Origin of the sequence: Cryobacterium sp. 10S3 (assembly GCF_034344045.1) — a bacterium.
GTDB classification, from domain to species: Bacteria; Actinomycetota; Actinomycetes; order Actinomycetales; family Microbacteriaceae; genus Cryobacterium; species Cryobacterium glucosi.
In genome coordinates, this window is sequence record NZ_CP133773.1 from 1,693,807 (window position 1) to 1,719,691 (window position 25,885).

Annotated in this window: 21 protein-coding genes and 1 tRNA gene; 14 read left to right on the forward strand and 8 right to left on the reverse strand. The window is 66.3% G+C overall.

The window, feature by feature from the left end; all coding sequences use genetic code 11:
* Window positions 1–51: 51 nt before the first annotated feature.
* The 5 genes from uvrB to polA form a co-directional block, all read right to left on the reverse strand.
* Window positions 52–2,112: an excinuclease ABC subunit UvrB gene (uvrB, locus tag RHM57_RS07890; protein WP_322189704.1), complete on the reverse strand. Its 2,061-nt coding sequence runs from the start codon at window positions 2,110–2,112 to the stop codon at window positions 52–54.
* A gap of 9 nt (window positions 2,113–2,121) precedes the next feature.
* On the reverse strand, window positions 2,122–2,760 hold the full coding sequence (gene coaE, locus RHM57_RS07895; protein WP_134448700.1) for a dephospho-CoA kinase: 639 nt from the start codon (window positions 2,758–2,760) through the stop codon (window positions 2,122–2,124).
* Between the two features lie 91 nt (window positions 2,761–2,851).
* Window positions 2,852–4,309, reverse strand: coding sequence for a 30S ribosomal protein S1 (gene rpsA, locus RHM57_RS07900; RefSeq protein WP_134448701.1), 1,458 nt, complete (start codon window positions 4,307–4,309; stop codon window positions 2,852–2,854).
* Between the two features lie 169 nt (window positions 4,310–4,478).
* Window positions 4,479–6,155, reverse strand: a complete 1,677-nt coding sequence (locus tag RHM57_RS07905; RefSeq protein ID WP_134448702.1) for a DUF885 domain-containing protein — start codon at window positions 6,153–6,155, stop codon at window positions 4,479–4,481.
* Between the two features lie 53 nt (window positions 6,156–6,208).
* Complete coding sequence (gene polA, locus RHM57_RS07910; protein WP_322189705.1) at window positions 6,209–8,881, reverse strand: DNA polymerase I; 2,673 nt, start codon at window positions 8,879–8,881, stop codon at window positions 6,209–6,211.
* Window positions 8,882–8,934: 53 nt separating this feature from the next.
* Here polA and RHM57_RS07915 point away from each other — a divergent pair, with 53 nt between their 5' ends.
* Window positions 8,935–9,360: a hotdog fold thioesterase gene (locus RHM57_RS07915; RefSeq protein WP_134448704.1), complete on the forward strand. Its 426-nt coding sequence runs from the start codon at window positions 8,935–8,937 to the stop codon at window positions 9,358–9,360.
* Between the two features lie 82 nt (window positions 9,361–9,442).
* On the opposite strand, the gene RHM57_RS07920 is transcribed toward RHM57_RS07915, so the two are convergent.
* On the reverse strand, window positions 9,443–10,048 hold the full coding sequence (locus tag RHM57_RS07920; protein ID WP_134366651.1) for an ANTAR domain-containing response regulator: 606 nt from the start codon (window positions 10,046–10,048) through the stop codon (window positions 9,443–9,445).
* A gap of 38 nt (window positions 10,049–10,086) precedes the next feature.
* On the opposite strand from RHM57_RS07920, the gene RHM57_RS07925 reads away from it, so the two are divergent.
* The 5 genes from RHM57_RS07925 to RHM57_RS07945 all read left to right on the forward strand — a co-directional run bounded on the left by RHM57_RS07925 (window position 10,087) and on the right by RHM57_RS07945 (window position 15,188).
* Window positions 10,087–10,172: transfer RNA gene (locus RHM57_RS07925), tRNA-Leu, on the forward strand.
* A gap of 185 nt (window positions 10,173–10,357) precedes the next feature.
* Window positions 10,358–11,200, forward strand: coding sequence for a hypothetical protein (locus tag RHM57_RS07930; RefSeq protein ID WP_322189706.1), 843 nt, complete (start codon window positions 10,358–10,360; stop codon window positions 11,198–11,200).
* Window positions 11,112–11,726, forward strand: a complete 615-nt coding sequence (locus tag RHM57_RS07935; RefSeq protein ID WP_322189707.1) for a hypothetical protein — start codon at window positions 11,112–11,114, stop codon at window positions 11,724–11,726. The genes RHM57_RS07930 and RHM57_RS07935 overlap by 89 nt, the downstream gene beginning before the upstream one ends.
* A gap of 125 nt (window positions 11,727–11,851) precedes the next feature.
* Window positions 11,852–13,909 (forward strand): hypothetical protein, encoded by a 2,058-nt coding sequence (locus tag RHM57_RS07940; protein WP_322189708.1) that lies wholly within the window; start codon window positions 11,852–11,854, stop codon window positions 13,907–13,909.
* Window positions 13,902–15,188 carry a hypothetical protein gene (locus RHM57_RS07945; protein ID WP_134560116.1) on the forward strand — a complete coding sequence of 429 codons (1,287 nt, stop codon included), beginning with the start codon at window positions 13,902–13,904 and terminating at the stop codon, window positions 15,186–15,188. The genes RHM57_RS07940 and RHM57_RS07945 overlap by 8 nt, the downstream gene beginning before the upstream one ends.
* On the opposite strand, the gene RHM57_RS07950 is transcribed toward RHM57_RS07945, so the two are convergent.
* Entirely contained in the window at window positions 15,178–16,398 is a 1,221-nt protein-coding gene (locus RHM57_RS07950) for a DUF2235 domain-containing protein (protein WP_322189709.1), read from the reverse strand. The genes RHM57_RS07945 and RHM57_RS07950 overlap by 11 nt on opposite strands.
* Before the next feature lie 181 nt (window positions 16,399–16,579).
* Entirely contained in the window at window positions 16,580–17,302 is a 723-nt protein-coding gene (locus RHM57_RS07955) for a CDP-alcohol phosphatidyltransferase family protein (protein ID WP_134448708.1), read from the reverse strand.
* A 75-nt stretch (window positions 17,303–17,377) separates the two neighbouring features.
* On the opposite strand from RHM57_RS07955, the gene RHM57_RS07960 reads away from it, so the two are divergent.
* The 8 genes from RHM57_RS07960 to RHM57_RS07995 all read left to right on the forward strand — a co-directional run bounded on the left by RHM57_RS07960 (window position 17,378) and on the right by RHM57_RS07995 (window position 25,810).
* Window positions 17,378–18,361 (forward strand): dehydrogenase, encoded by a 984-nt coding sequence (locus RHM57_RS07960; protein ID WP_322189710.1) that lies wholly within the window; start codon window positions 17,378–17,380, stop codon window positions 18,359–18,361.
* Window positions 18,358–18,756, forward strand: coding sequence for a 6-pyruvoyl trahydropterin synthase family protein (locus RHM57_RS07965; protein ID WP_134448710.1), 399 nt, complete (start codon window positions 18,358–18,360; stop codon window positions 18,754–18,756). Before RHM57_RS07960 ends, RHM57_RS07965 begins: the two co-directional genes overlap by 4 nt.
* Before the next feature lie 2 nt (window positions 18,757–18,758).
* Window positions 18,759–19,793 (forward strand): glycosyltransferase family 4 protein, encoded by a 1,035-nt coding sequence (locus RHM57_RS07970; RefSeq protein WP_166787346.1) that lies wholly within the window; start codon window positions 18,759–18,761, stop codon window positions 19,791–19,793.
* Window positions 19,790–20,611, forward strand: a complete 822-nt coding sequence (locus RHM57_RS07975) for an SAM-dependent methyltransferase (RefSeq protein ID WP_134448712.1) — start codon at window positions 19,790–19,792, stop codon at window positions 20,609–20,611. Before RHM57_RS07970 ends, RHM57_RS07975 begins: the two co-directional genes overlap by 4 nt.
* Complete coding sequence (locus tag RHM57_RS07980) at window positions 20,608–21,597, forward strand: lysylphosphatidylglycerol synthase transmembrane domain-containing protein (protein ID WP_322189711.1); 990 nt, start codon at window positions 20,608–20,610, stop codon at window positions 21,595–21,597. Before RHM57_RS07975 ends, RHM57_RS07980 begins: the two co-directional genes overlap by 4 nt.
* On the forward strand, window positions 21,594–22,340 hold the full coding sequence (locus tag RHM57_RS07985; protein WP_322189712.1) for a RibD family protein: 747 nt from the start codon (window positions 21,594–21,596) through the stop codon (window positions 22,338–22,340). The genes RHM57_RS07980 and RHM57_RS07985 overlap by 4 nt, the downstream gene beginning before the upstream one ends.
* Before the next feature lie 17 nt (window positions 22,341–22,357).
* Window positions 22,358–23,959: a CDP-alcohol phosphatidyltransferase gene (locus RHM57_RS07990; RefSeq protein ID WP_322189713.1), complete on the forward strand. Its 1,602-nt coding sequence runs from the start codon at window positions 22,358–22,360 to the stop codon at window positions 23,957–23,959.
* A gap of 93 nt (window positions 23,960–24,052) precedes the next feature.
* On the forward strand, window positions 24,053–25,810 hold the full coding sequence (locus RHM57_RS07995) for an HNH endonuclease signature motif containing protein (RefSeq protein WP_322189714.1): 1,758 nt from the start codon (window positions 24,053–24,055) through the stop codon (window positions 25,808–25,810).
* Window positions 25,811–25,885 lie beyond the last annotated feature (75 nt).

Consider the following 25,885-nt stretch of genomic DNA (forward strand, 5'->3'; position numbering starts at 1 on the left):
CCTGAGCGAACAAACGTTCGAATTCCGACCGCGACGTTGGGCGGTTGTTGATCAGATGTGCCCGGCCTTCTCCATCTGGCGGAGTTCGCGTTTGAGTTCGGAGACCTCGTCCCGGAGCCGGGCAGCGAGTTCGAACTTGAGCTCGCCCGCGGCCTCGAGCATCTGGCCATTGAGGTCGGCGATGATCGACTCGAGGTCGTTGGCTCCGTTCGCGGCGATGCCGGTGCGGAGCGGGGTCGCCGCGACCTTGCGCCGGGCGTCGCGACCGGCGAGGAGCTCGGCGGTGTCGGCCTCTTCCCGCGCGAGGATGTCGGTGATGTCGGCGATCCGTTTGCGGAGCGGAGTGGGGTCGATGCCGTGCAGGGTGTTGTAGGCGACCTGCTTTTCGCGGCGGCGGTCGGTCTCGTCGATCGCGCGTTCCATCGAGGCGGTCAGCCGGTCGGCGTACATGTGCACCTCGCCGGAGACGTTCCGGGCGGCCCGGCCGATCGTCTGGATGAGGGAGGTTGCGGAGCGCAGGAACCCTTCCTTGTCGGCGTCGAGGATTGCGACGAGCGACACCTCGGGCAGGTCGAGGCCCTCCCGGAGGAGATTGATGCCGACGAGGACGTCGTACACGCCCGCGCGGAGCTCGGTGAGGAGCTCGACCCGGCGCAGGGTGTCGACGTCGGAGTGCAGGTAGCGCACCCGGACGCCGGCCTCGGTGAGGAAGTCCGTGAGTTCCTCGGCCATCTTCTTGGTGAGGGTCGTGACGAGTACCCGCTCGTTGAGTGCGACGCGCTTGTGGATCTCCTCGAGGAGGTCGTCGATCTGTCCCTTGGACGGCTTGACGATGATCTGCGGGTCGATGAGCCCGGTCGGGCGGATGATCTGTTCGACGATGCCGTCTGCGATGCCCATCTCGTATTTCCCGGGCGTGGCGGACAGGTACACGGTCTGGCCGACCCTGTCCTTGAATTCGTTGAACTTGAGCGGCCGGTTGTCGAGGGCGCTCGGGAGCCGGAAGCCATGCTCGACGAGCGTGCGTTTGCGGGACGAGTCCCCCTCGTACATCGCCCCGATCTGCGGGACGGTGACATGGGATTCGTCGATGACCATCAGGAAGTCGTCGGGGAAGTAGTCGAGGAGACAGTGCGGCGCCTCCCCCGGTGACCGCTGGTCGATGTGCCGGGAGTAGTTCTCGATGCCGGAGCAGAAGCCGATCTGTTCCATCATCTCGAGGTCGAAGGTCGTGCGCATCCGAAGTCGCTGCGCCTCGAGCAGTTTGCCTTCCCGTTCGAGCTGGCCGAGCCGTTCGGCGAGTTCTTCCTGAATGGTGACGATGGCCCGCTGCATGGTCTCGGTGCTCGCGACGTAGTGCGAGCCGGGGAAAACGGACACGGATTCGAGCTTGCGGACGATGTCACCGGTGAGCGGGTGCAGGCTGTAGAGCGCCTCGATCTCATCGCCGAACATCTCGATCCGGATCGCGAGTTCCTCGTACATCGGGATGATCTCGATGGTGTCGCCGCGCACCCGGAAGTGGCCCCTGGAAAAGTCGACGTCGTTGCGCTGGTACTGCATCGCAACGAACTTGCGGATCAGCCAGTCACGGTCGACCTTCTGGCCCACCTGGAGGGCGATCATGGCCTCCATGTATCCCTCGGGTGTGCCGAGGCCGTAGATGCAGGACACGGTGGAGACGACGACGACGTCGCGGCGGCTCAGGAGCGAGTTCGTGGTGGAGTGCCTGAGCCGCTCGACCTCGGCGTTGATCGAGGAGTCCTTCTCGATGAAGGTGTCCGTCTGCGGGACGTACGCCTCCGGCTGGTAGTAGTCGTAGTACGACACGAAGTACTCGATGGCGTTGTTCGGCATCAGCTCGCGGAACTCGTTCACGAGCTGGGCTGCGAGGGTCTTGTTGTGCGCGAGCACGAGCGTCGGGCGCTGCACCTGTTCGATCAGCCAGGCGGTCGTCGCGGACTTGCCGGTTCCGGTGGCTCCGAGGAGCACGATGTCGGTTTCACCGGCGTTGATGCGTTCGGCGAGTTCTTTGATCGCGGTCGGCTGGTCGCCGCTCGGCGTGTATTCGCTCACGACCTCAAAGGGATGTACGGATCGCGTGGGTTCCATCCCTCCAGTCTAGATTCGACCACCGACACTCTCGGTGCCGGCAGAGTTTCCGGCGCTCCGCACGCGTTCCCAGAGCGCGTCGACCTGTCGCAGGGTGTGTTCCAGGGTGCCATCGGTGTCGATCACGACGTCGGCGATCGCAAGCCGTTCGGCATCATCGGCCTGGGCGCGGATGCGCATGGCCGCGTCCTCCTGGCTCATCCGGCGCAGGTCGACCATCCGTTGCATCCGGGTCTCCGGAGTCGCCTGGGTGACGACGACGAGGTCGAACGGATGCTCGACGGCCGCCTCGACCAGAAGGGGTACGTCGTAGACGACCACCGCCGAGGGATTCGCGAGCCCGGCTGCACGAATGCGTGCGTTCGTGAGCGACCGCACTGCGGGGTGCACGATCGCGTTGAGCCTCGCCAGGGCCGCCGGGTCGCCGAAGACGATCGCGCCGAGTCTGGGCCGGTCCAGCGCACCGTCCGGTCCGACGAGAGCGGTGCCGAACTCCGCCGCGATCGCCGCCAGGACGGGGCTGCCCGGTTCGACGACCTCGCGGGCGAGGCGATCCGCATCGATGACGACGGCCCCGTGTTCCGTGAGGGCGCTCGCAACGGTGCTCTTGCCGGATGCGATCCCGCCGGTCAGTCCAATGAGGTACACCCCGGCAATGCTACCGATGTGGCCAGGGCGCAGAAAACCGGCCGGGCCCCGAAGGGTCCGGCCGGTTCTGGTGTTGCGGTGGAGCTGCGTGCTAGTTGTTGCTGCTGAGCTTCTCGCGCAGTGCGGCGAGTGCCTCGTCGTCAGCAAGCGTTCCGGCTCCGGCCGTCTCGCTCGAGAACGAGTTGCCAGCTGCGGAGGGAACGTCGCCGACGGCGATGATCTCGTCGTTCGCGGACGCGACCTGCTTCTTGTGGGCTTCCCAGCGAGCCTGGGCTGCAGCGTAGTCCTGCTCCCACTTCTCGCGCTGGTTTTCGAAGCCTTCGCGCCACTCGTTGGTCTCCGGGTCGAAGCCCTCGGGGTACTTGTAGTTGCCCTGGTCGTCGTACTCGGTGAGCATTCCGTAGAGCGCCGGGTCGAACTCGGTGCCCTCGGGGTCGACACCCTCGTTGGCCTGCTTGAGGCTCAGCGAGATGCGGCGACGCTCGAGGTCGATGTCGATGACCTTGACGAAGACCTCGTCGCCGACCGAAACGACCTGCTCGGCGAGCTCGACGTGCTTGCCGGAGAGTTCGCTGATGTGGACCAGGCCCTCGATGCCCTCTGCAACGCGAACGAACGCGCCGAAGGGGACGAGCTTGGTGACCTTGCCCGGTGCAACCTGGCCGATGGCGTGGGTGCGGGCGAAGACCTGCCACGGGTCTTCCTGGGTGGCCTTGAGCGACAGCGACACGCGCTCGCGCTCGAGGTCGACCTCGAGGATCTCGACGGTGACTTCCTGGCCAACCTCGACGACCTCGCTGGCGTGCTCGATGTGCTTCCAGCTGAGTTCGGAGACGTGAACCAGGCCGTCAACGCCACCGAGGTCGACGAACGCACCGAAGTTGACGATCGAGGAGACGACGCCCTTGCGGACCTGTCCCTTCTGGAGGTTGTTGAGGAACGTGGTGCGGCTCTCGGACTGCGTCTGCTCGAGCAGGGCACGACGGGACAGCACAACGTTGTTGCGGTTCTTGTCGAGCTCGAGGATCTTCGCTTCGATCTCCTGGCCCAGGTACGGGGTCAGGTCGCGAACGCGGCGAAGCTCGATGAGCGAGGCCGGCAGGAAGCCACGGAGGCCGATGTCGACGATGAGCCCGCCCTTGACGACCTCGATGACCGAACCGGTGACAACGCCATCGGATTCCTTGATCTTCTCGACGTCGCCCCACGCACGTTCGTACTGGGCGCGCTTCTTCGAGAGGATGAGGCGGCCTTCTTTGTCTTCCTTCTGGAGAACAAGGGCCTCGACCAGGTCGCCGACCTTGACGACCTCGGAAGGGTCAACGTCGTGCTTGATGGAAAGTTCGCGGGAGGGAATGACGCCCTCGGTCTTGTAACCCACGTCGAGGAGGACCTCGTCGCGGTCGATCTTCACAACGGTGCCCTCGATGAGGTCTCCGTCGTTGAAGAATTTCAGAGTCTTTTCGACCGCGGCAAGAAAGTCTTCAGCAGATCCAATGTCGTTGATGGCGACCTGCTTAGGTGCCCTATCGGTCGTTGCGATTGTCATGTAGTAGTTGCTCCAGGATGGACATAAGTCGGGCCATACGCGAACGGGTGGGGATTGTGGACTCCGCGCATGGCAGCGGATAGTTCGTCACAAACGTGACAGTCAAGCTTAGCTGTTTGCAGGGGCCACCGGCAACATCCGCTTGTCACGTCGTGTACGCGGAGAGACGTCAGGACAGCAGCGCCGCGCGGAGGGTGTCGAGGCCGACGCCGCCGAGGTCGAGGGCTCGCCTGTGGAAGTCCTTGATCGAGAACGCCGCACCCTCCCTGGCCGTGCTGGCGTCGCGGAGTTCCTCCCAGATGCGCTGGCCGATCTTGTACGAGGGCGCCTGTCCCGGCCAGCCGAGGTACCGGTTGACTTCGAACTGCACCGTGCTCTCGTCGACGTTGGCATTGCGGCGGAAGAAGTCGAAGGCATGCTCGGCCGTCCAGACGCCGCTTCCATCCGGCAGGGTCTTGCCGAGGTGCACGCCGATGTCGATCACGACGCGGGCGGCGCGCATCCGCTGGCCGTCGAGCATGCCGAGACGGTCGGCCGGGTCGTCGAGGTAGCCGAGCTCGCTCATCAGGCGTTCGGCGTAGAGCGCCCAGCCCTCTGCGTGCCCTGACGTGCCCGCGAGCTGGCGACGCCAGGTGTTCAGGATGCCGCGGTTATGCACCGCCTGTCCGATCTGCAGGTGGTGGCCAGGAACACCCTCGTGATAGACGGTCGACAGTTCGCGCCAGGTGGAGAACTCGGTGACGCCTGCCGGAACCGACCACCACATCCGGCCCGGCCTGGAGAAGTCGTCGCTCGGCCCGGTGTAGTACACGCCGCCGTCCTGCGTCGGGGCGATCAGGCACTCGAGCGCGCGGATCTCCTGGGGGATGTCGAAGTGACTCACCGACAGTTCGGCGACGGCGCGGTCGCTCGTCTCCTGCATCCAGCGTTGCAAGGCCGCCGTGCCGTGCAGGGTGCGGCTCTGGTCGGCGTCGAGGTGGGCGATGGCCTCCTGCACGCTCGCTCCCGGGAGAATCTGCCTGGCGATGCCCTCCTGCTCCGCGACCATCCTGGCGAGTTCCTCGATCCCCCACTCGTAGGTTTCGTCGAGATCGACAGCGGCCCCGAGGAACCGGCGGGACTGGAGCGCATAGATCTCCCGGCCGACCGCATCCGCCTCTGGCGCGGACCGTTCGAGCTCGTCGCCGAGGAATGCGGCCAGCGCGGAGTATGCGGCGGCGGCGGCGCGGGCGCCGGACCCGAGGTCGGTCGCGAGACTCGCGGGCAGGCTGCCCGTCACGGGACTCGCCTCCGCGGCGAGCGTGGCGAAGAAGCCCGTCTTCGCCGCGTGCCGGCGTGCCTGAACTGCGACCTCGCGCACCTGGCGCTTCGCGGGCATGATGCCTTCGCGGATGCCGAGGCGCAGGGTCTCGATGTAACCCGCGACGGCCTCGGGCACGGCGCCGAGCCGCGTGGAGATGGTGCGCCAGTCCTCGACGGTTTCCGTCGGCATCAGGTCGAAGGCCGCGCGGATGTCCTGCGCGGGCGAGGCGAGATTGTTCAGGTCCCGAAGCGGCAGGCCCGCATCGGCGCTCTCGACGCCGAGGGCGAGTTCGCTGCGCAGATCCGTGCGGGTGACCTCGTCGACCGCGTCGACGACGACAGCGGCATCGAGGCGCCTGATCGTTGCGAGAGACGCGAGGCGATGCCGTTCCAGGCCCGCCGGGGAGTAGTCGCCATACCGGTCGGCGCCCACGCTGCGGCCGATGTAGGTGCCGATCGTGGGATCGAGGTCGACGAGGGTGTCGACCCAGTCTTCCGCGATCGCATCAATCGCTGTGGGCGTACGCACGGTGTCTTGGCTCATGGACCGAGCCTAGATCACCGTACCGGCAGCGACACAGGGAGCGAGCCGGGACCTCAGTGCGCCGCGGCGTCCCAGTTCGCACCCCTGCCGACCTGCACGTCCAGGGGCACGAGCAGCGCAGCGGCGGTCTCCATCCGGTGCGTGACGACGGTGCGGAGAGCGTCCCACTCGCCGGGCGCGACCTCGAAGATCAATTCGTCGTGCACCTGGAGCATCATCCGGGACTCGAGGCCTTCCTCGAGCATGTCCTCCGCGATGTTGTTCATTGCGATCTTCATGATGTCGGCGGCCGAGCCCTGGATCGGGGCGTTGAGCGCAGCCCGCTCCGCGTTCTCCCTGAGCACGCGGTTGGAACTGTGCAGTTCGGGGAACGGGCGGCGGCGCCCGAAGATCGTCGCCGTGTACCCGTCGACCTTGGCCTGTTCGACGACGTGCCGCAGGTAGTCGCGCACGGCGCCGAACCGGGCGAAGTAGTCCGTGATGAGCTGGCGTGCTTCCTTCTGGTCGATCCGGAGCTGCTTGGAGAGGCCGAAGGCACTCAGCCCGTACGCGAGTCCGTAGGACATGGCCTTGACCTTGCTGCGCATCTCGTTCGTGACCTCCTCCGGCGTGACCCCGAAGACGGATGCGCCGACGAAGCGGTGCAGGTCTTCCCCGGCGTTGAAGGCCTCGATCAGCCCGGCGTCTTCGGAGAGGTGCGCCATGATGCGCATCTCGATCTGGGAGTAGTCGGCCGTCAGCAGGCACTCGGCGTCCGGGCCGGAGTGGAAGGCTGCCCGGATCCGCCGGCCTTCCTCTGTGCGCACGGGGATGTTCTGAAGGTTCGGATCGGCCGAGGAGATCCGGCCTGTGGCAGTGCCGATCTGCACGTAATTGGTGTGGATGCGCCCGGTCGCGTCGATCGCCTTGTCAAGGGTCTCGACGATTTGGCGGAGCTTGGTCGCGTCCCTGTGCTGCAGGAGGAGACCGAGGAAGGGATGCGGGTTGCTCGCCTGGAGATCGGCGAGGGCGCCGGCATCCGTCGTGTATCCGGTCTTGTTCGCGCGGGTCTTCGGCATGCCCAGTTGCTCGAACAGGACCTCCTGGAGTTGCTTGGGCGAGCCGAGGTTGACCTCGCGGCCGATCTCGGCGAACGCGCCCGCCGCGTACTCCGCCGCCCGCTCGCCGAGCTGGGCCGACAGGACGGACAGCTCCTCGTGTGACACGGCGACGCCGGTGAGTTCCATGTCGACGAGGGTCAGCAGGGTCGGCATTTCGATGTCGGTGAGCACAGACTGGGAACCCGGATCGAGCAAGGCCCCGAGCGCGGCCGAGAGCCGGTAGGCGTACCAGGCCTCGGTGGGCACGCCGCCAGACTCCGACTCGTCCGGCACCAGCTGGTTGGGGTCTGCGACAGGGAGCGTCTCGTCGAGGTAGCGGGTGACGAGGTCGGCGAGGGTCTTGTCCGGCCCGCCCGGGCGCAGCAGCCAGGCAGCTACGAGGGTGTCGGTGACGAGCCCACCGAAGCCGAGGCCACTGCGGCGCAGGGCCTTGAGCTGGTGCTTGGCGTCGTGCATGATCTTGGGCGCGTCGCTCGCGAGCCAGTCCTCGAAGGGCAGGTAGTCCGTGCGTCCCGGCTGCCACGGAAGGTTCACGGACTCCTCGAGCCCGGACACACCGAAACCGATCGCCTTGCCGTCCTGCACCTCGACCTGGAGGCCGAGTCCGCCCGGGTTGGCCGCTACGACCCGGGTGAGCCAGGCATCCAGCTCCTCGTCGAGAAGGTCCTTGGCGACCGGCGCGGAGGGCGCATCGTCACGCTCGACCGGCACGACGGTCGCGCCAGACTCGTCCGCGCCGCCCTCGAGCTTGATCACGCGTTCGAGCAGGTTCTTGAACTCGAGGCGACCGAAGACCTCGCGCACGGCGGCTTCGTTGATCGGGGCGCGGACGAGGTCTGGCAGTTCGACGGGGAGGTCGAGGTCGGTCACGAGCCGGTTGAGGCGGCGATTGCGGATCGCGTTCTCCTTCTGCTCGCGCAGGTTGTTTCCGACGACACCCTTGATCTCGTCCGCGTGTTCGAGGATGCCGGCAAGGCTGCCGTAGAGGCCGAGCCACTTGACGGCGGTCTTCTCGCCGACCTTGCTGATGCCGATCAGGTTGTCGCTCGTCTCGCCGACGAGGGCCGCGACATCGGGATACTGGGCCGGATCGATGCCGTATTTCTCGCGCACACGTGCCGGGTCGTACCGGGTGAGCGCCGAGACGCCCTGGCTCGCCGGGTAGAGCAGGGTCACGTTGTCGTTGACGAGCTGGATCGAATCCCTGTCGCCGGAGACGACGAAGACGTGGTACCCTTCCGCGGTTCCGCGGACGGACAGGGTCGCGAGGATGTCGTCCGCCTCGAAGTCTTCCTTCGTGATGGTCGTGATGTTCATGGCCGCGAGGGCCTCCTGCAGGAGCGGCACCTGACCTTTGAATTCCGGAGGGGTACTCGCCCGGGTTCCCTTGTATTCGGGGTATTCGCGGGTGCGGAAAGAGGCGCGCGAGATATCGAAAGCGACGGCGATGTGCGAGGGGTTCTCGGTGCGCAGCAGGCTCAGCAGCATCGAGATGAACCCGTGAATGCCGTTGGTGTGCTGGCCGTCCCGGTTCTGGAAACTGTCGACCGGGAGCGCATGGAACGCCCGGTAGGCCAGTGAATGGCCGTCGATGATCATCAGGGTAGGCTTTTCGGAATCCGACACACAGACAGCCTACAAGCGTCGTCCGACGGCGCAGGGCCCTATCCAAGGTGACCATGACCCAGAAGACCGAAGACGCCCTCAGCTGGGTGCAGCAGCGCGGCGGCGGGGCCCTCGCCGACAAGATGGGCATCGAATTCCTCGAGTTCAGCCTCGAGCGGGCGGTGGCACGGATGCCGGTGTTCGGCAATACCCAGCCGGCCATGCTCCTGCACGGGGGCGCCTTCGTGGTGCTCGGCGAGAGCCTCGGATCGATGTCCGCGAACCTGCACGCGGGACCGGGCAAGCTCGCCGTCGGCATCGAGATCAACGCGACGCACACCCGCTCGGCGACGAGCGGCTGGGTCACCGGCGTCTGCACGCCGATCCACCTCGGGCGCACCCTGACGACCCACTCGATCGAGATCGACGACGATCAAGGCAGGCGCTGCTCGACGATCCGGATCACGAACCTGATCACCGACCGCCCCGGCATCGCCTGATCTGTCACGCCCGCCGTGCACACACGACAAAGGCGGGCCCGGTCGCCATTGACCGGACCCGCCTTTCGTCTGTGCAGTGGTGCTACTTCTTTGCGGAGAGCTGCTCGATGATCGCCTGGGCGACATCGTGCATGGTGAGGCGGCGGTCCATCGACGCCTTCTGGATCCAGCGGAACGACTCCGGTTCGGTGAGGCCCATCTTCTCGTTGAGCAGGCCCTTGGCCCGGTCGACGAGCTTGCGGGTCTCGAAGCGCTCGACGAGGTCGGCGACCTCGGCTTCGAGGGTGATGATCTGGCTGTAACGGGACAACGCGATCTCGATCGCGGGCAGCAGGTCGTTCGGGGTGAACGGCTTGACGACGTATGCGAGTGCGCCGGCTTCCGTCGCCCGCTCGACCAGTTCCTTCTGGCTGAACGCGGTGAGGAGCACAACCGGGGCGATGTGCGCCTTGGTGATCCGCTCCGCGGCCGAGATGCCGTCGAGGTGCGGCATCTTGACGTCCATGATCACCAGGTCGGGTCGCAGCTCGGTCGCCAGGGCCACAGCGGTTTCGCCGTCGCCGGCCTCGCCGACGACCTCGAATCCGGCGTCACGAAGGATTTCGACGATGTCGAGACGAATGAGGGACTCATCCTCGGCCACGACAACACGGCGAGGAGGTACTGGGGTTGAATCTTGGTCGGTCACGGGTCAAAGCCTACGGTATTCTGAACCAGGTGTTGTGAGCCGGTGTGGCGGAATGGCAGACGCGGAGCACTCAAAATGCTTTGTTCGAGAGGACGTGTGGGTTCGAGTCCCACCACCGGTACCAACACAGGTCAGTCATGACGCGGAACTCGGGCGAATCAGGCGCCGGTGGCCCACACGTGAAGCTCCGATTGCGTGATCGAGGCGGTCTGCGACGGCGTCCAGGTCGTCGTCGTCAAAGAGGTCTTCTGCATCAGCCAGGTGGCGACTAGTCCCGTTTCGCCAGTCTTGCCGAGGTATCGTGTGCGCATGGCTGACCGCATCGGAACTCTCGTCATATTCGGAGCGGGCGGGGATCTCTCAAAGAGGTTGCTTCTTCCGGGCCTGGGCCAGTTGCTCAGTAGCTCCCGGGGCTACGATCTTCGCCTGATCGGTGTGGGATCCGATCCCATGACGAGTGCGCAGTGGCGTTCCCGTGTCGTCGAGTCCTTCGCCGCAGGGGGATCCGAGAGCGCCCGGTCTGCCAGGGTGGCGAACAACTCGATATACCTCCAGGCCGACGTGACGAAACCAGCTGACCTCGCTCGCGTGCTTGCTGCCGCAACGGGCACACCGGCGCTCTACTTCGCTCTGCCGCCGAACGTGACGATTCTCTCGATCGCTGCACTGGGGAAGGTCAGGCTGCCTAAGAACACCGTTCTCGGGATGGAGAAACCGTTCGGCACCGACTTGCGCAGCGCCCAGGCGCTCAATAGGCGGCTCGTGAGGCTTCTGCCAGAGAACCACATCCACCGGGTGGACCACTTTCTGGGAAAGTCCACGGTGCTCAACCTGCTCGGCCTCCGTTTCACCAACCGCTTGTTCGAGCAGGTCTGGAGCGCAGAGCACATCGAGCGAGTGGATATCGTCTTCGACGAGACCCTTGGCCTCGAGGGTCGCGCCGGGTATTACGACAAGGCGGGCGCCCTCGTTGACATGATCCAGAGCCACCTGCTTCTCGTGATGGCGCTCACTGCGATGGAGCCCCCCGTCGAGTCTGGACGCCGACGATCTGCGCGGATCAATGGCCCAGGTACTCCGCGCCACCCGCGCCTGGAAGGGCGACCCGGTAGCCAGCAGCCGCCGTGCCCGATACACCGCCGGCACAATTGACGGGCGAAGACTTCCCGCTTACGTGAAAGAGACGGGCGTGACTCCCGAACTCGACACCGAAACACTCGCGGAGGTGACCGTCGGGATCGAGAACTGGCGTTGGGCCGGCGTTCCATTCCGACTTCGGTCGGGAAAAGCCATGGCCGACCGCCGCCAACAGATCGTCGTAACTTTCAAGGATGTACCGCACCGGCCCTACGGCTTCACCGGCAACCCCGGTCCCGCGCGGCTCACTATCTCGCTCACCCCGGACAGTATCGATCTCGACCTCAACATCAACGGCGAAGATGATCCTTTCGCTCTCGACCGGGTCAATCTTCAGGTGCAATTCGCCCAGGGAGAACTAGGCCCGTACGGCGAAGTACTGCACGGAATCCTCTCCGACGACCCCACCCTTTCGGTGCGTGCAGACGCGGTGGAAGAGTGCTGGCGCATTGTCACTCCGATCCTCTCCGCCTGGCGCAAAAGCTCCGTACCTCTCGACAACTATCGAGCCGGCTCCGCCGGGCCAACCACCTGGCGCTAGAAAAACTCCTCCCGTGGTCGGCCTCGTCCGGGGTTCCCAATCCGAACCGCACGGGGGATGATCGAGCCAACACCTCGAGCGCGAACACTCACCGTTTGACATTGTCGCGGAGGAAGAAGGCACCGATGGGGGTCGCCACACCAGGAGACCAGCCGCCAGCGCGCCTGGGACCGCGTAACGATCCGCCGGTGCGGCTGCCCGCTCGGCGGCCGTTGCCGGTCTACGCGTTCGATCCGATGTCAACTCGACTGAGCGGCCGATTTTTGACGGTCGATGTTCCGTTCGAGCGCGATTTGGAGCCGGGACCATCGGGCCGGCTGGTGCAGGTCGTCGACTACGACGCGGCTCGCGATGTCTGGTATCGGCCGGTCGATCTGAATGATCCGGCGATCCTGGCCCAGGGCGGGCTTCGTCCGTCCGAAAGCGATCCGCGCACCCACCAGCAGGTTGTCTACGCCGTCGCGATGAGCGTGATCGAACGGTTCGAACGTTTCGGTGGGCAGCGTTTCCGCTGGCGGGGCGGGCGGGAGTTGCGGATCGTGCCGCACGCGTTTGAAGGCCGCAATGCGTTCTTTGATCCAACGCGGCGTGCGGTGCTCTTCGGCTACTACAAGGCCGACGAACGCGATCCGGGATCGAATCTGCCCGGCCAGGTGATGTTCACGTGCTTGAGCGTCGATGTTGTGGCGCACGAAGTGACGCATGCGATCGTCCATCGCATCCGCAAGTACTTCTCGGAGGCATCGAATCCGGATGTGTTCGCGTGGCACGAGGCATTCGCCGACCTGGTGGCGCTGTTTCACCACTTTCTCTTCCCGGACGTGGTGGCTGAGGCGGTGGCCAACTCGAGCACAGACCTTCGGGAAGGGTCGGCATTGCTCGACCTGGCGCTCGAATTCGGGGAGTCGACAGGCCGCGGTGCGGCGCTGAGGTCGGCCATCGGGTCGCCGCGCACGCCGGACGCGTTCCTGGCGGCGACCGAGCCGCACGCGCGGGGGGCGTGCTTCGTGGCGGCGGTCTTCGACGCCTACCTCGACACCTATTTGAAACAGATCAACGATCTGCGCCGGCTGGCAACCGGCGGAACCGGAGTCCTCCCACCAGGGGCCTTGCCAACCGACCTGGTGAAACGGGTGACGGTCGAGGCGATCCGGAACGCAGACCGTATCCTTGGGATGGTCGTGCGGGCTTTCCAATACCTGCCGGTGGTCGACGTGACGTTCGGGGACGTGGTCCGCGGTATCGTGACGGCCGACCGGGCGCTCTACCCGGATGATGCGATGCGTTTGAGGACGAACCTCGTGGAAGCTCTGCGGCGGCGCGGGATCTATCCGCCGTCGGTGTCCTCGCTGACAGAAGAAGCATTGACCTGGCCGGGGCCGGCGGATCCGGCACTCAGCCTGACCCGCGGGGCACACAGTGTCGACTTGGCGCCCCTCATCCTGGAGGCGACGCAGAACCTCGACTTGGGCGGCGAGGCGTCGACGACCATCACCGGAGCGGACGCGGACCCGGAGATCGAGGGGCCGGACAAGTCGGATGCACGGCCACGGGTATCCACTCGTGCGCGACCCGCGGTGCCGGCGGTTCCGGCGGTTCCGGCGGCACAGTCGGGAGCCCTGAAACCGGCGCCGGCGACGACAGCGAATTCCGCGACGGTCGTGGCGCTCATCGAGTGGGGCAGGTATCACGCGTACGAACTCGGCCTGGATCCGGACCTCCCTCTGGAATTGGTGGGCGTGCACGCGGTGTTCGTGCAAGCATCCGACCTGCAGCCCCGGCCGATCGTGGTGGCGCAGTTCGCGCAACGCCATCAGGAGCTCGAAGACCAGTCCCTGCCCGCGGGTAAACGCATGGCGATCCGAGCGGGAACGACGGTCATCGCCCGCGTCGACGGGCAAGTCGTGCACGTGGTGGCCAAGCCACTTCCCTTGTCGAACCCCGATGCGTTGACGAAGCCGGAGACATTCACCGGGAAACCGGACGCGGTGCGAGCGTTCGCGGAATCGAGTGCTGCGATCGGTGCGAAGCGGGCGAAAGCGCTGCAGGCGTGGAGCGACCACGTGACGTCGGCGGATGCGCTCGCGGCCTGGACCGACCAGCCCTCGCTGCTTCGCATGACGTTCGCGTCTCTCCACGCCGCAGAGGAGGTCCCGATGCCGAAAGTCGTGCCCCATGCCTGACCAGACGACCGTTGCCGTGCGGATGTACAACGTTGGCTTTGGTGACTGCTTCCTGGTCACGATCACACGAGGTCTACAGGTGTGGCGGATGCTCGTCGATTGCGGTGTGCACAGTCAGGGCCGCGCGACGATCAACGGTGTCACCCGGGACATTTCCGATGTGGTCCACACGGTCATCGCGGACCTCACAGCGGTTGCCGCTGCCGGCTCTCCCCCGCACCTCGACGTTGTCGTCGCCACCCACCACCACCAGGACCACATCAGCGGCTTCGCGGTCGACGAGTGGACCAGCGTCGATGTCGGCCAGGTGCTGGTCCCGTTCGTGGAGGACACGAGCGATCCGGCTGCCCAGGCGCTGCGCAATTCACTCGTGTCCACAGCGACCCAGATCCACGGTTTCATCGAGGCGAAGGCCCAGACGAACTCAGGGGATCTGCCGGCTCCGCTGGCATTGGCCAGCGCCCTGGCAGCCAACTCGATGGGCAACGCGAAAGCAACCGACCGGCTGCTCAGCCGCAACGGCACCCAGTTCAAGAACACGCCGCCGGTCATGTTCGTTCCCAACCGGGACCCCGCGAAGAACGTGATCGCCGTGCCCATCGAGGGGGTGAGCATCCACCTGCTCGGCCCGTCGCGCGATCCGAAGCAGCTCGCGTTGATGGACCCGCCGGTGTCAGCACAGTGGCTGCAACTCGATCCCGACCAGCACCCCGACGACGACGACGAAACACCGACCATCTTCGATCCGATCTATGTAGTGGCGGACGAGGACGTCCAGTCGATCCCTTCGGAGCTGAGGGACGCGCGCGCCTCCCTGCGCCTGACCCAGCTCGGCACCGACGACGACGCGCTGCTCGACGCAGCGGCCGTTCTCGAACGCTCCGTCAACAACACGAGCGTGTACTTCGTGCTCGACGTGTCCGGGACGCGGTTGCTGTTCGTGGGCGACTCGCAGGAAGGCGCCTGGGAGCACGTGCTCGACGACCCCGTGTCGAAGGCTCTGGTCAGCAGTGTCGCGTTCTACAAGATCGGGCACCATGGATCGCACAACGCGACTCCGAAGCCGTTCGTTGAGTCCGTGCTCGGGCAGGGGGCCTATGCGATGCTGCCCTGGGGACTGGTCAAACAGTGGGAGAACACCATTCCCAAGGCAGAACTTCTCACGGCCCTGGCTCAACTCAACACGCATGTGGTTCGAGCGGATGCGCCAGTCGCCGCGCCACCGGCTGTAGTGGTGGACCCGGGACTGCTGTGGAGTCAGGTGACCTTCACGGTGTAGTGGGTCGGGTCGCTACGGCCGCTGGCGCGGGATGCTCCGTAGGCGCCGGAGCGGACTCGATCGGATTGGCGGCTCGGACCGGGACGGGCGCGAGGTCGATCCAATTCGGGTCAGCCCACTGCACGCCCGATGGGATCCGCGTTTCATAGAGGCCCGGGGCCTCCATACGGGGCCTGACGCTGGAGTGGATGAACGCGTTCGCCGGGATCGGGCGTGTTCGGTCGATAAAGATCTTCCACATCCAGCTATTCGCGTGCACGGTTCCGTCGGCGCTCAGCTCAGTGACGGTGCACGCTTTCGCGTACGGACCAGGTTCAACGAGCATTCCCTCCTCAAGGGCGCCCTCGACGATCCACTTGAGGGTGACGTTCGAGAGGCGCGGGTCGTCCTCGAAAGTGCCCCCGACATCCGTGTGCACACCCGCGAACCAGACCTCCTCAAGCTGGGACTGAGGGGACGGCGTGACGAGGTATTCGCGGAAGGGTCGGCGCTTCTCATCGATCGACACGGCATGACGCACGCGCACATCATTGTCCAGCTTGCGCGTATAGGGCCATTTGATATCCCATTTGAGGAATCCAGCCGCCTTCACCGTGTCGAATGCGCCGAGGTACGCGACGCGCACGGTACTCCGCCCGTTGACTTTGCGGGCGAAGTTCTCGGAGAACTCGTCGATTCCTGCCCAGAATGCCCTCGACGCGACAGTCTGCGGGGTGCGAGGTGCGGCGTTCGTGGGGGTCTTCCCGCTCGGGGTGGTGACGCCGTCCTTTCCCTGGGGACGGTCATCCTTGCTGCGCTTGGTGAACTCGGAAACTGCATAGGGCACGAGGTTCTCCGAGCCGGCATGAAGAAGGCCGATCGTGCGCAGCATGCCTGATAGAGCGCGGGCGGTGTATGCGCCGCGGCTGAATCCGAACACGAAGATGCGGTCACCCGGATTCCACTCCCGCATCAACCATGTGTATGCCTCGCCCAGGTTCTGGCGAAGCCCATTGCCGAACGCAAGCCCGCCGACGCGCGAGAGCCGACGCGCGAGCGGACCCCACGAGGCCGACGACGAGAATGTGCCCACCCCCGGGTCGTAGTAGGCGATCTGTTTCGTCGGGTCGGTGAGGTCGAGCATCCCGAACACCTTGATGACGTTCGAGTCACCCCGTGCTCGCGGCTGGGCGCCCGTGCCATCAAGACAGATGACCAGATTCCTAGCCATGAAGTTCCTCCCCTGGCTCGCGTAGCGGTATCAACCGGACGGGTAACAAGATAGCCGTGGTTTGAGCGCAGTTACCAGAGCGATCACGCGGGATGGGTGCAGCGGGACCGTGCTTTCGAAGTGCCCGGCATTCCCCTCCGTATGAATGTTCGCCTCCGCCGCTCGCCATTCCTGATCGGGATCAACGGAACCTGACCGGCTCTGACCGTCGTGCAGCGAGCCAGAGCACGTCGCGGCCAAAGGATTCGAGGAGCAGGACGAGCGCCAGCGCGACGAGCAGGGCATCAAGACCGGGGAGAAGCCGTGTCGCGGCCGTCGCCAGGGCGATGCCCTGCACGGCCGTGACGACCTTCCGCCAATACCGGGATGGCAGCTGCCGGCGGAGCCAGGGAAAGATCCACCCGGCGATGACGAAGAGGTACCGCATGGTGCCGATCGCGAGGACCCAGGTCCCCAGGTTCTTCGACACATAAACGCTCAGCACGAGCAACAGGAACGCATCGACTTCCATGTCGAACCGCGCGCCCAGCTCGCTCGTGGAGTTCGTGTGCCGCGCGACCCAGCCGTCGACGGCGTCCAGGACGAGGGCAGGCACGACGAGGGCCATCATCAGGGTGGTGGGAACCGGCGCGACGAACGATGCAACGACGATCCCGCTGATCATCCCGACGAGCGTCGACCGCACGGCCGTGACACGGTTCGCTGGTCCAAATCGTGTCGAGTTTCTGCTCCGTAGCCCGCGCACGAGCAGGGCATTCGACACGACCAGGTAGCTGAGGGCCACCAGCCAGCCGACAGCGGGCGCCCACGACCGGTCCCAGGACCCAGCGGCAAGGCCGAGGACCGTCGCGGCCGCCGTCCCCGCGATTGCTGAGGAAATCGGCGCGAATTGAACTCTGCGCATCCCTGTCTCGTTTCTTTGTTAACTCATCTGTTAAGACGGCGCTCCGGCATAAATCGTTCACGAACGGGAGGGACTGTGGTCGAGTCATCCGCATTCTGGGTGGAGTCGCCCCACGTCGGGGTGCTCCGCCGGGAAACCGTGCCGAAACCCGGCGATGGAGAGGTGCTCGTAAGGACCCTCTACACCGGGGTCAGCCGAGGCACGGAGATTTCGGTATTCAGCGGACACGTCCCGCAGAGCGAGTTCGACCGGATGCGTGCCCCCCCCCACCAGGACGGTGAGCTTCCGGGCCCGGTCAAATACGGATATCTGAATGTCGGCGTCGTAGACCAGGGACCCGAATCCCTCGAGGGCCGGATCGTGTTCACGCTGTTCCCCCACCAGTCAGCGTTCGTCGTCCCCGCCGATGCGGTCGTGCCGGTTCCCGTCGGGATACCGGCACGTCGCGCCGTGCTCACGGGCGCGGTCGAAACAGCCATCAATGTGCTCTGGGATGCTCGTCCACTTATCGGCGACCAGGTGTCCGTCATCGGCGCCGGCATGATCGGGTGTTGTGTCGCACGACTGCTCCGCGGCATCCCCGGGGTCGAGGTCACTCTGATCGACGTCAACCCAGCGCGCCAGGTGGTTGCGGATCGACTGGGCGTGGGCTTCGCCGACGTCGCGCGGCCGCCGGGTGACCGGGACATCGTAATCAACACGAGCGGTTCGGCCGCCGGGTTGCAGCTCGCCCTCGAAACAGTGGTCACCGACGGCGAGGTCCTCGAGGCGAGCTGGTACGGCGATCGCCCGGTCACGCTCATGCTGGGCGCCGACTTCCACTCGCGACGATTGACGATCCGGTCGAGCCAGGTCGGAGCGGTGGCGGCGAGTCGCCGGGGAAACCGGTCGAGGCGTGAACGCCTGGAGCTGGCCATGCGGCTCCTGCACGACCCGGCCTTCGATGCCGTGCTGACCGGTGAGTCCTCGTGGCGCGACCTTCCCGAGGTGATGGCGAGCCTCGCCCGGGGGGCTCCGGATGTCCTGTGTCACACCATCACGTGGGGAGAACCAAAATGACGTACACGGTCACGGTCCGCGATCATCTGATGATCGCCCACAGTCTCACGGGCGACGCCTTCGGTGCTGCCCAGCGACTCCACGGAGCCACATTCATCGTCGACGCGACCGTCGCGTCGGGCGGCCTCGACGCCAACGGTGTGGTCGTGGACATCGGCAGACTGGCGAGCGCGCTCGCGGAGATCACGGGGGCGCTCACGTATCGCAACCTCGACGAAGACCCGCGGTTCCGGGGCCGGAACACAACCACCGAAGTGCTCTGCACAGCGATCGCCGATCTGCTGGCCGAAGGGGTGAAGGCAGGGTCACTCGGCCCCGTTCAGCAGCTGGACTCCATCACGGTCACGCTCCATGAGTCACACATCGCGTGGGCAAGCTACACGAGGACGGCATGAGCATGTCCGCCGAACGTCGGGTCTCCTTCTTCGTGCCCGCAGCGATCGACGACCCCGCCAGGGTCAGCGGTGGCAACGTCTACGACCAGCACGTTCGCGACGGGCTCCGACGCAGCGGCTGGGAGGTGCACATGGTTCCGATCCCGCCGGATGACGGCATGCTCACGGGCCTGACCCTGTCGAGGCTGCCGGACGGTGCCCTCGCCCTGGTCGACGGCCTGATCGCCGCACGCGAATCGGTGGCATTGGGCCTCCAGGCCACCCGGCTCCGGTTGATCGTCCTCGCGCACATGGTCACGGCCGACAGCCGTGAACGAGACGCATTCCGGGCTGCGAAACGCATCATCGCCACGAGCGGATGGACCCGGTCTGAGATCATCACGCGTCACTCCCACGCGGCCCACGACGTCGTCGTCGCTTACCCGGGAACGGATCCCGCCGCCACGACGAACGCTTCACCAGCAGGCGACCGGCTGCTCTGCATTGGCGTGGTTGCCCCGCACAAGGGCCAGGACCTGCTGATCGGCGCCTTGGCGCACCTCACCGACGTTGACGGCTGGACGTGCACCTTCGTCGGATCACTCGACGGTGCACCAGGTTTTGTCGACGAGCTGACGCGCGCCCGTCACCGGGCACGCCTCACCGCCAGGGCACCGTTCAGGGGTGCTCTGGTCGGAACACGGTTGGACAGCGCATACGCCAGGACCGACCTTGTCGTCGTGCCATCCCGGTACGAGAGCTTCGGAATGGTCGTCGCAGAGGCCCAGGCCCGCGGCATCCCCGTCCTGGCCTCCCGTATCGGTGGCATTCCGGAAGCGCTCTCGAACGAGTCGGCGGGGATCCTCGTCGCGCCGGAGGATCCGCGGGCGCTCGAGGTCGCGCTGCGCCACTGGTTAGCCAGTCCGGCACAGCGGTCGCAGCTCAAGGCAGCCGCCGTGGCGGCCAGCAGACGGGCCAGGCCGTGGAGTGCGACGGTAGCCGCCATTGCGTCAACGCTCATCGAGGTGGCATTCCGTGAAACGGCGGTTTCCCCATGACCGGCATTCCCCTGGTCAGTCCGGACTGGCTGGCGCTGCGTGAACCGGAGGACGCAGCTGCGCGCTCACGCGATCTTGCGCTCACCGCCGCCGCCAAAATCCCGGATGGACCGGTGATCGTTCACGATCTCGGCAGCGGGACCGGTTCGATGATGCGCTGGCTCGCTCCCCTCCTCCCCGGTCCGCAGACCTGGATCCTGCACGACTGGAATCCGGACCTGATCGAATCGGCCATCGGCAGGATGCGTCCGCGGGACGGGAACTCGGCAGCGATCTCCGTTCTCGCCCGACCGGGGAACCTCGCCGACCTGCGGGCATCCGACCTTGAGGGTGCGTCCCTCGTGACGGCATCCGCCCTGCTCGATGTGCTGACCTCCCACGAGACCCACACCATCGTGGACGCCTGCGTTGACGCCAGCTGCCCCGCTCTTCTCACCCTCAGCGTGACAGGCCGGGTTCGCCTGAGCCCACGGGACCACCTCGACGCGGCATTCGAGGAAGCCTTCAACGCACATCAACTTCGACTGGCAGACAATCGCAGGCAGCTCGGTCCGTATGGCGCGCCGATTGCGCGCGGACTGTTCACACAGGCCGGCTGGGAGGTGCGCCAGACCGCCACGGAATGGCTGCTCGACCACAGCAGGCACCGCCTGCTCCTCGACTGGTTCTGCGGATGGGTGGACGCCGCCGTCGAGCAGGATCCCCGGCTGGGCGCTGAGGCCGCGCGCTTCCGGCGACTTCGGATGTCCCAGATCCGATGCGGGGAGCTGGCAGCGCGCATCCGCCACGTCGACCTGCTGGCCTGGCCGCGCGGATGACCCACCGCAGCCGAGCCCTGATTCGCCAGGTCTTGCGGTCGGCGGGATTCCGCCGTGCCATCCGTCCGGTCCTCGGCGCCGGGGTCCTCATCAGCGTCATCGGGCAGGTGGGCACGGGCCCGTTCCTGCAGGGCATCGTCAGCCTGGACGGACCGACGATCGGCGCGGCGCTGCTTCTTTCGGCCGTTGCAACGGTGGCTGCCTCGTGGCGGTGGCAGCTCATCGCGACCCGCCTGGGAGTTCCGCTCCGCTTGTCGACCGCCGTCGGAATGTACTACCAGTCCCAGTTCTTGAACACGATCCTTCCGGGCGGAATCGTCGGGGACATCCGCCGGGCAGTCGACAGCGGCCCGCGCGGCACAAGCGTCAGGCCCGCCGCGCGCGCTGTCGCGGTCGAGCGCCTGTCGGGGCAGGTCGTGCAGCTCGGCCTGGCGCTGATAGTGCTGGCGTGCTTCGGAACCGAGTTCGAGGGCTACCTGCTGCCGGCGCTCGGGATCGGATTCGGCGTCGTCGTCGCCGGGCTTGCCGCGACGATAGCGCTGAGCACACGCGCCCATGCGGTGCTGCTCAGCGAGGCGCGCGAACTCCGGGCCGGCCTCGGATCACTGCGCACCTCCCTGCAGGTCGCGATCGCGTCGGTCATCGTCGTCGGCTGCCATGTCGCCACTCTCACGCTCGCAACTACGGCCGTTGGCGCGAGGATGCCGGGGCTGCGGATGCTCACTCTCGCTCTCGTCATCCTGCTCGGCGCCTCGATCCCGCTGAACATCGGCGGCTGGGGACCTCGCGAGGGCATCGCCGGCTGGGCATTCGCAGTTGCGGGATCGGGCGCGCCGGCGGGGGTGGCGGCATCCACCCTGTTCGGCGTGCTCACGATGCTCTCGATCGCGCCAGGCGCGCTCGTCGCCGCCGCTGTCGCCGTTCGTCTGCGCCGACCGGAGTCCATTCTCGTTCCACACGCTCTCGACCAGGAGGAGACATCGTGACACTCACGCCATTCGTCACCCTGAGCTGCGCCATCTCGCTCGACGGGTATCTCGACACAGCGCGTCCACCGCGGCTCACCCTGTCGAATGCAGCCGACCTCGATCGTGTCGACGCCGTGCGGGCAAGGAACGACGCAATCCTGGTCGGTGCACGAACCGTGCGAGCCGACAACCCGCGATTGCTGGTGAGGAGCGCTGCCCGCCAGAACCGTCGAGAGGCGGCCGGCCTGCCGCGCTCACCGTGGAAGGTCACGGTGACGGCGACGGGCGACCTCGATCCGAACGCGGCATTCTTCACATCCGGCGACACCACTCGGCTCGTGTACTGCCCCGCGCCGCTGGCCGGCGGCCTCCGGCGACGGCTCGGACCCGCCGCCGTTGTCGTCGGGCTGGACGGTGGAGTGAGAATGGCCGACCTCGTCGCCGACCTGGGTCAGCGCGGGATCGGCACGCTCATGGTCGAGGGAGGAGCGATAGTCCACACGCAGTTTCTCACCGCGAATCTGGTCGACGAGCTCCAGCTATGCGTGGCACCGTTCTTTGTCGGCTCAGCCGGTGGCGCCCGCTTCGTCGGCGACGCCCTGTTTCCCTGGACCAGTGACCGGCGGGCTCACCTCGCAGAAGCCAGGCCGATCGGTGACATGGTTCTGATGCGCTACGCGCTCTCAGATCGGTTCACCGAGCACGACGCGGAAGCCCACCCGGCTGTGATCACGGCGCCTCTCATGGCGGGAATGCGGTGAGCGCCAACCGTCCGCCGATGGTTCGACGACGGGTGGGTTTGGCCGCCGCCCTCGTCCTGGCATTCGTCTCTGTCCTCGCGCCTGGATGGATCAGCACGGGGTCGCTGCTGGCCCTGGTGCGCGTACCCCTGGAATCGGTCGTCGTCGTCCTGATCCTGGCGGGACTTCGGCGTCCGTTCGCGCGCCGGACCGTCTCGATCCTCGCCGCCATGGTCTTCGTCGCAACCATCGCTCTCGCGGCTCTCGATCGGGGGTTCAAAAGCACGGTCGGTCAGCCGTTCAATGTGGTGACCGGCTGGCCGGAGGTGCGGGACGCCTACGGTGTCCTCCGGGATTCTGCCGGCCCGGTCGCATCGGTCACACTGCTCATCCTGATCCCGATATCGTTTTCGGCTGTCACTCTCATTCTCGCTGGTGCATTCCTTCGGATCACGGACGCAGTGGGTCGGCACCGCCGCCCCGCAGCGATCGGTGGCTTCGTGATCGCAGCGAGTTGGATCGCGCTCGGATTCAGCGGCGCCCAGGTCGTACCCGGCGAATCCGTCGCCGCTGCGGACACGATCCACACGGTCGTCGTGAAAGCCGAGCAGGTCAGGATCGCGGATGCCGACCAGGCCAGATTCGCACGCGCAAGCGCAACCGACGAATACGCCCGACTGCCGGCATCCTCTCTCCTCACCGGGCTGAAGGGAAAGGACGTCATCGTCGCGTTCGTCGAAAGTTACGGCCAGGTCGCCGTGCAGGACACGTTCTTCTCCGTCGGCGTCGACGACGTCCTGCGCAGGGGAAACGCGGAGCTCGCGGCCACGGGCTACCAGGAACGCAGCGCCTTTCTCACCTCGCCGACATTCGGCGGAATCAGCTGGCTCGCCCATTCCACCCTGCAAACCGGGCTCTGGATCGACTCACAACAGAAATACGATCAGGTGACCGCCGGAAACCGGCTCACCCTCAGCAGGGCATTTGCCGAGGCGGGCTGGCACACCATCAGTGACGTGCCCTCCGACACCGGGCCGTGGCCGATCGGCCGATCGTTCTATCATTTCGGGACAGAACTCACCTCCCAGAACGTCGGATATCAGGGTCCTCCGTTCAGCTATGCCCTGATACCCGACCAGTACACCTGGGAATACTTCCAGAAGCACGAACTGGCCGGACCACACCGTCCGCTGATGGCGGAGATCGACCTGGTGTCCTCGCACACCCCGTGGACTCCCCTGCCTCACGAGGTGCCGTGGACCGCTGTCGGAGACGGTTCACTCTACGACCCCCAGCCGGACCAGGGACTGTCTCCGAGCGAGGTCTGGCAGAACCCGCATCTGGTACAGCAGCTCTACGGACAATCCGTTGAATACTCGCTCAGCACGCTCATCTCGTTCCTCACCACCTACGACAACCCGAATCTCGTCCTCGTCGTTCTCGGCGACCACCAACCGGCGACCGTGGTCAGTGGCGAAGGCGCGAACCACACCGTGCCGATCAGCATCATCTCCCGGGATCCCGAGGTCATGAGCCGGATCGCTTCCTGGCAGTGGCAACCGGGAATGCTGCCGGATCGCGCGGCACCCGAATGGCGGATGGACGAGTTCCGTGACCGGTTTTTCGCGGCATTTGAGTGACGACCTGTCCTCAACAGTGTGCTGGTCAGAGGAAGTTTCCACACACCTGAGCCATGCTCACAGAATGTCGGTGGTCGGTCGTAACGTGGGGGCATGACCAACCTCCCGGAGTCGCCCGCCTCACCCGAAAAGCCGCACGGCGACCGGGAGCATGACGACCCGGTGCTCGGCGGCGGCGTGCTCGGCGGCGGCGTGCTCGGCGGGTTGCGCTCGATGGCAAATGTCGTCACCGGGTTGGGCGGTTCGTCCGCCGCCGTCGACACGCTCAGTGACGAGGCGGTGCTCGAGGGACACGTGTTGATCGCGGGAGCCCGGCGGGCCCTCGACACCCAGGCGGCGTGGTTCGCAGCGACCCTGGCCCGCAGGTCCCGGCCCGAACTCGGCGGGAAGGGTCTTGCGGCCCGGAAGGGGTTCCGCTCCCCGGAGGACCTGCTGCAGTCGATCTCCGGGTCGAGCAAGGGCGATGCGGTCAAGCTCCTCGGGGTGGGCCGGCTGGTGGCCGAGATCGACGCCGCTGAGAAGGCCGCCCGCGACGCCGCCGAGGCCCAGAAGCTGCTCGACGGCACCCCGCCCCTCGACGGGGCCGCTCCAGATCTGCCGCCGGTCGACCAGCCGGTTCCGTCGGCAGCGGTACCACCGTGGCACGCCCCGATCGGCCGCGCCCTCGCCGAGGGCTGGCTCAGCGTCGAGAAGGCGGACGCGCTCCGTAAGGGCCTGGGCGATCTGGACCGGGCTATCACCCCGGAGAATCTCGCGTCCGCCCTGGCCCGGCTCCTCACCGAAGCACGAACCCTGAACGCAGATCAGTTGTTCAAGCGGGCCCGCCGGGTGCGGGACGTGCTCGATGAGGCCGGCATCGCCGCCCGCGAGAAAGCCGTCTACGACGACCGGTCCCTGCGGTTCTGGCGGCTCCACACGGGGCAGGTGCGCATGGTCGGCCTGTTCGCCCCCGAAGACGGCGAATACCTGATGAGTACCTACGACGCCATCACCAGCCCCCGCCGGGGCGGGGTCCGCTTTGTGAACAAGGAGCAGGCAGCGTGGGCGAAGCGCGTGCAGGACGACCCGCGCACCACCGAACAGCTCACCGCGGACGCATTCCTCGCCCTGACCAAACTCGGCGTCAAAGCCGACCCCAAGCGCATCGCCGGAGGACGAAGCCCCGCCGTCCGCATGATCACCATCCGCCCCAGGAGCACCACACCGACCAGCACCACACCGACGGGGACCGCATCCACCGGCACCGCACTCATCGGCGTCGCACCGCACGGGACCGCGCCGGTCCGGACCGCGTCGATCGAGACCGCAGCCGGCAGGACTGAACCGAGCTGGCCGACTCCCGACGCGGTGACCGGACCCACGTCCGATGCCGAGGCAGGCCGCAGAGACGAGGCACCCGCGCTCCAGCCGGGCGTGATCGAGGGAACCGCGGTTACGGTCTCCACCGAGACTCTAGAACGGAACCGGTGCGACACCGGACTCCTCGACGTCACCTTCGACGACCACGGCAGCGGCGTCGACCTCGGCCGCGAACAACGCACCTTCAGCCCCGCCCAACGCGACGCCCTCGCCCTTCGCGACGGCGGCTGCATGTGGCCCGGCTGCGACCGACCACCCTCCTGGACCGAAACCCACCACATCCAGCACTGGAAAGACGACACCGGCGCAACCAACCTCGCCGACGGGATCCTGCTCTGCCGGGCCGACCACCTCAGACTCCACAACGAACACTGGCGCATCACACGCGACGACACCGGCCACTACTGGCTCACACCACCCCCGGGACTCGACCCCGAACAGAGACCCATCCTCCTTACCAGCAAAAGCCCGATCCTCCGGGACGACGACTGAGTCGGCGAGGAAGATCGGCGGTGTAGCGGGGACGGCAGCGGCACCGACCGCCGAGTCTCCTTGTTCCGTACTAAC

Excerpts from the sequence above, each read along its gene's own strand:
- uvrB (WP_322189704.1), bottom strand. The coding sequence starts at position 2,112 with ATGGAACCCACGCGATCCGTACATCCCTTTGAGGTCGTGAGCGAATAC.
- rpsA (WP_134448701.1), bottom strand. The coding sequence starts at position 4,309 with ATGACAATCGCAACGACCGATAGGGCACCTAAGCAGGTCGCCATCAAC.
- RHM57_RS07905 (WP_134448702.1), bottom strand. The coding sequence starts at position 6,155 with ATGAGCCAAGACACCGTGCGTACGCCCACAGCGATTGATGCGATCGCG.
- RHM57_RS07915 (WP_134448704.1), top strand. The coding sequence starts at position 8,935 with ATGACCCAGAAGACCGAAGACGCCCTCAGCTGGGTGCAGCAGCGCGGC.
- RHM57_RS07930 (WP_322189706.1), top strand. The coding sequence starts at position 10,358 with ATGGCTGACCGCATCGGAACTCTCGTCATATTCGGAGCGGGCGGGGAT.
- RHM57_RS07935 (WP_322189707.1), top strand. The coding sequence starts at position 11,112 with ATGGCCCAGGTACTCCGCGCCACCCGCGCCTGGAAGGGCGACCCGGTA.
- RHM57_RS07940 (WP_322189708.1), top strand. The coding sequence starts at position 11,852 with ATGGGGGTCGCCACACCAGGAGACCAGCCGCCAGCGCGCCTGGGACCG.
- RHM57_RS07945 (WP_134560116.1), top strand. The coding sequence starts at position 13,902 with ATGCCTGACCAGACGACCGTTGCCGTGCGGATGTACAACGTTGGCTTT.
- RHM57_RS07950 (WP_322189709.1), bottom strand. The coding sequence starts at position 16,398 with ATGGCTAGGAATCTGGTCATCTGTCTTGATGGCACGGGCGCCCAGCCG.
- RHM57_RS07955 (WP_134448708.1), bottom strand. The coding sequence starts at position 17,302 with ATGCGCAGAGTTCAATTCGCGCCGATTTCCTCAGCAATCGCGGGGACG.
- RHM57_RS07965 (WP_134448710.1), top strand. The coding sequence starts at position 18,358 with ATGACGTACACGGTCACGGTCCGCGATCATCTGATGATCGCCCACAGT.
- RHM57_RS07970 (WP_166787346.1), top strand. The coding sequence starts at position 18,759 with ATGTCCGCCGAACGTCGGGTCTCCTTCTTCGTGCCCGCAGCGATCGAC.
- RHM57_RS07975 (WP_134448712.1), top strand. The coding sequence starts at position 19,790 with ATGACCGGCATTCCCCTGGTCAGTCCGGACTGGCTGGCGCTGCGTGAA.
- RHM57_RS07980 (WP_322189711.1), top strand. The coding sequence starts at position 20,608 with ATGACCCACCGCAGCCGAGCCCTGATTCGCCAGGTCTTGCGGTCGGCG.
- RHM57_RS07990 (WP_322189713.1), top strand. The coding sequence starts at position 22,358 with ATGGTTCGACGACGGGTGGGTTTGGCCGCCGCCCTCGTCCTGGCATTC.
- RHM57_RS07995 (WP_322189714.1), top strand. The coding sequence starts at position 24,053 with ATGACCAACCTCCCGGAGTCGCCCGCCTCACCCGAAAAGCCGCACGGC.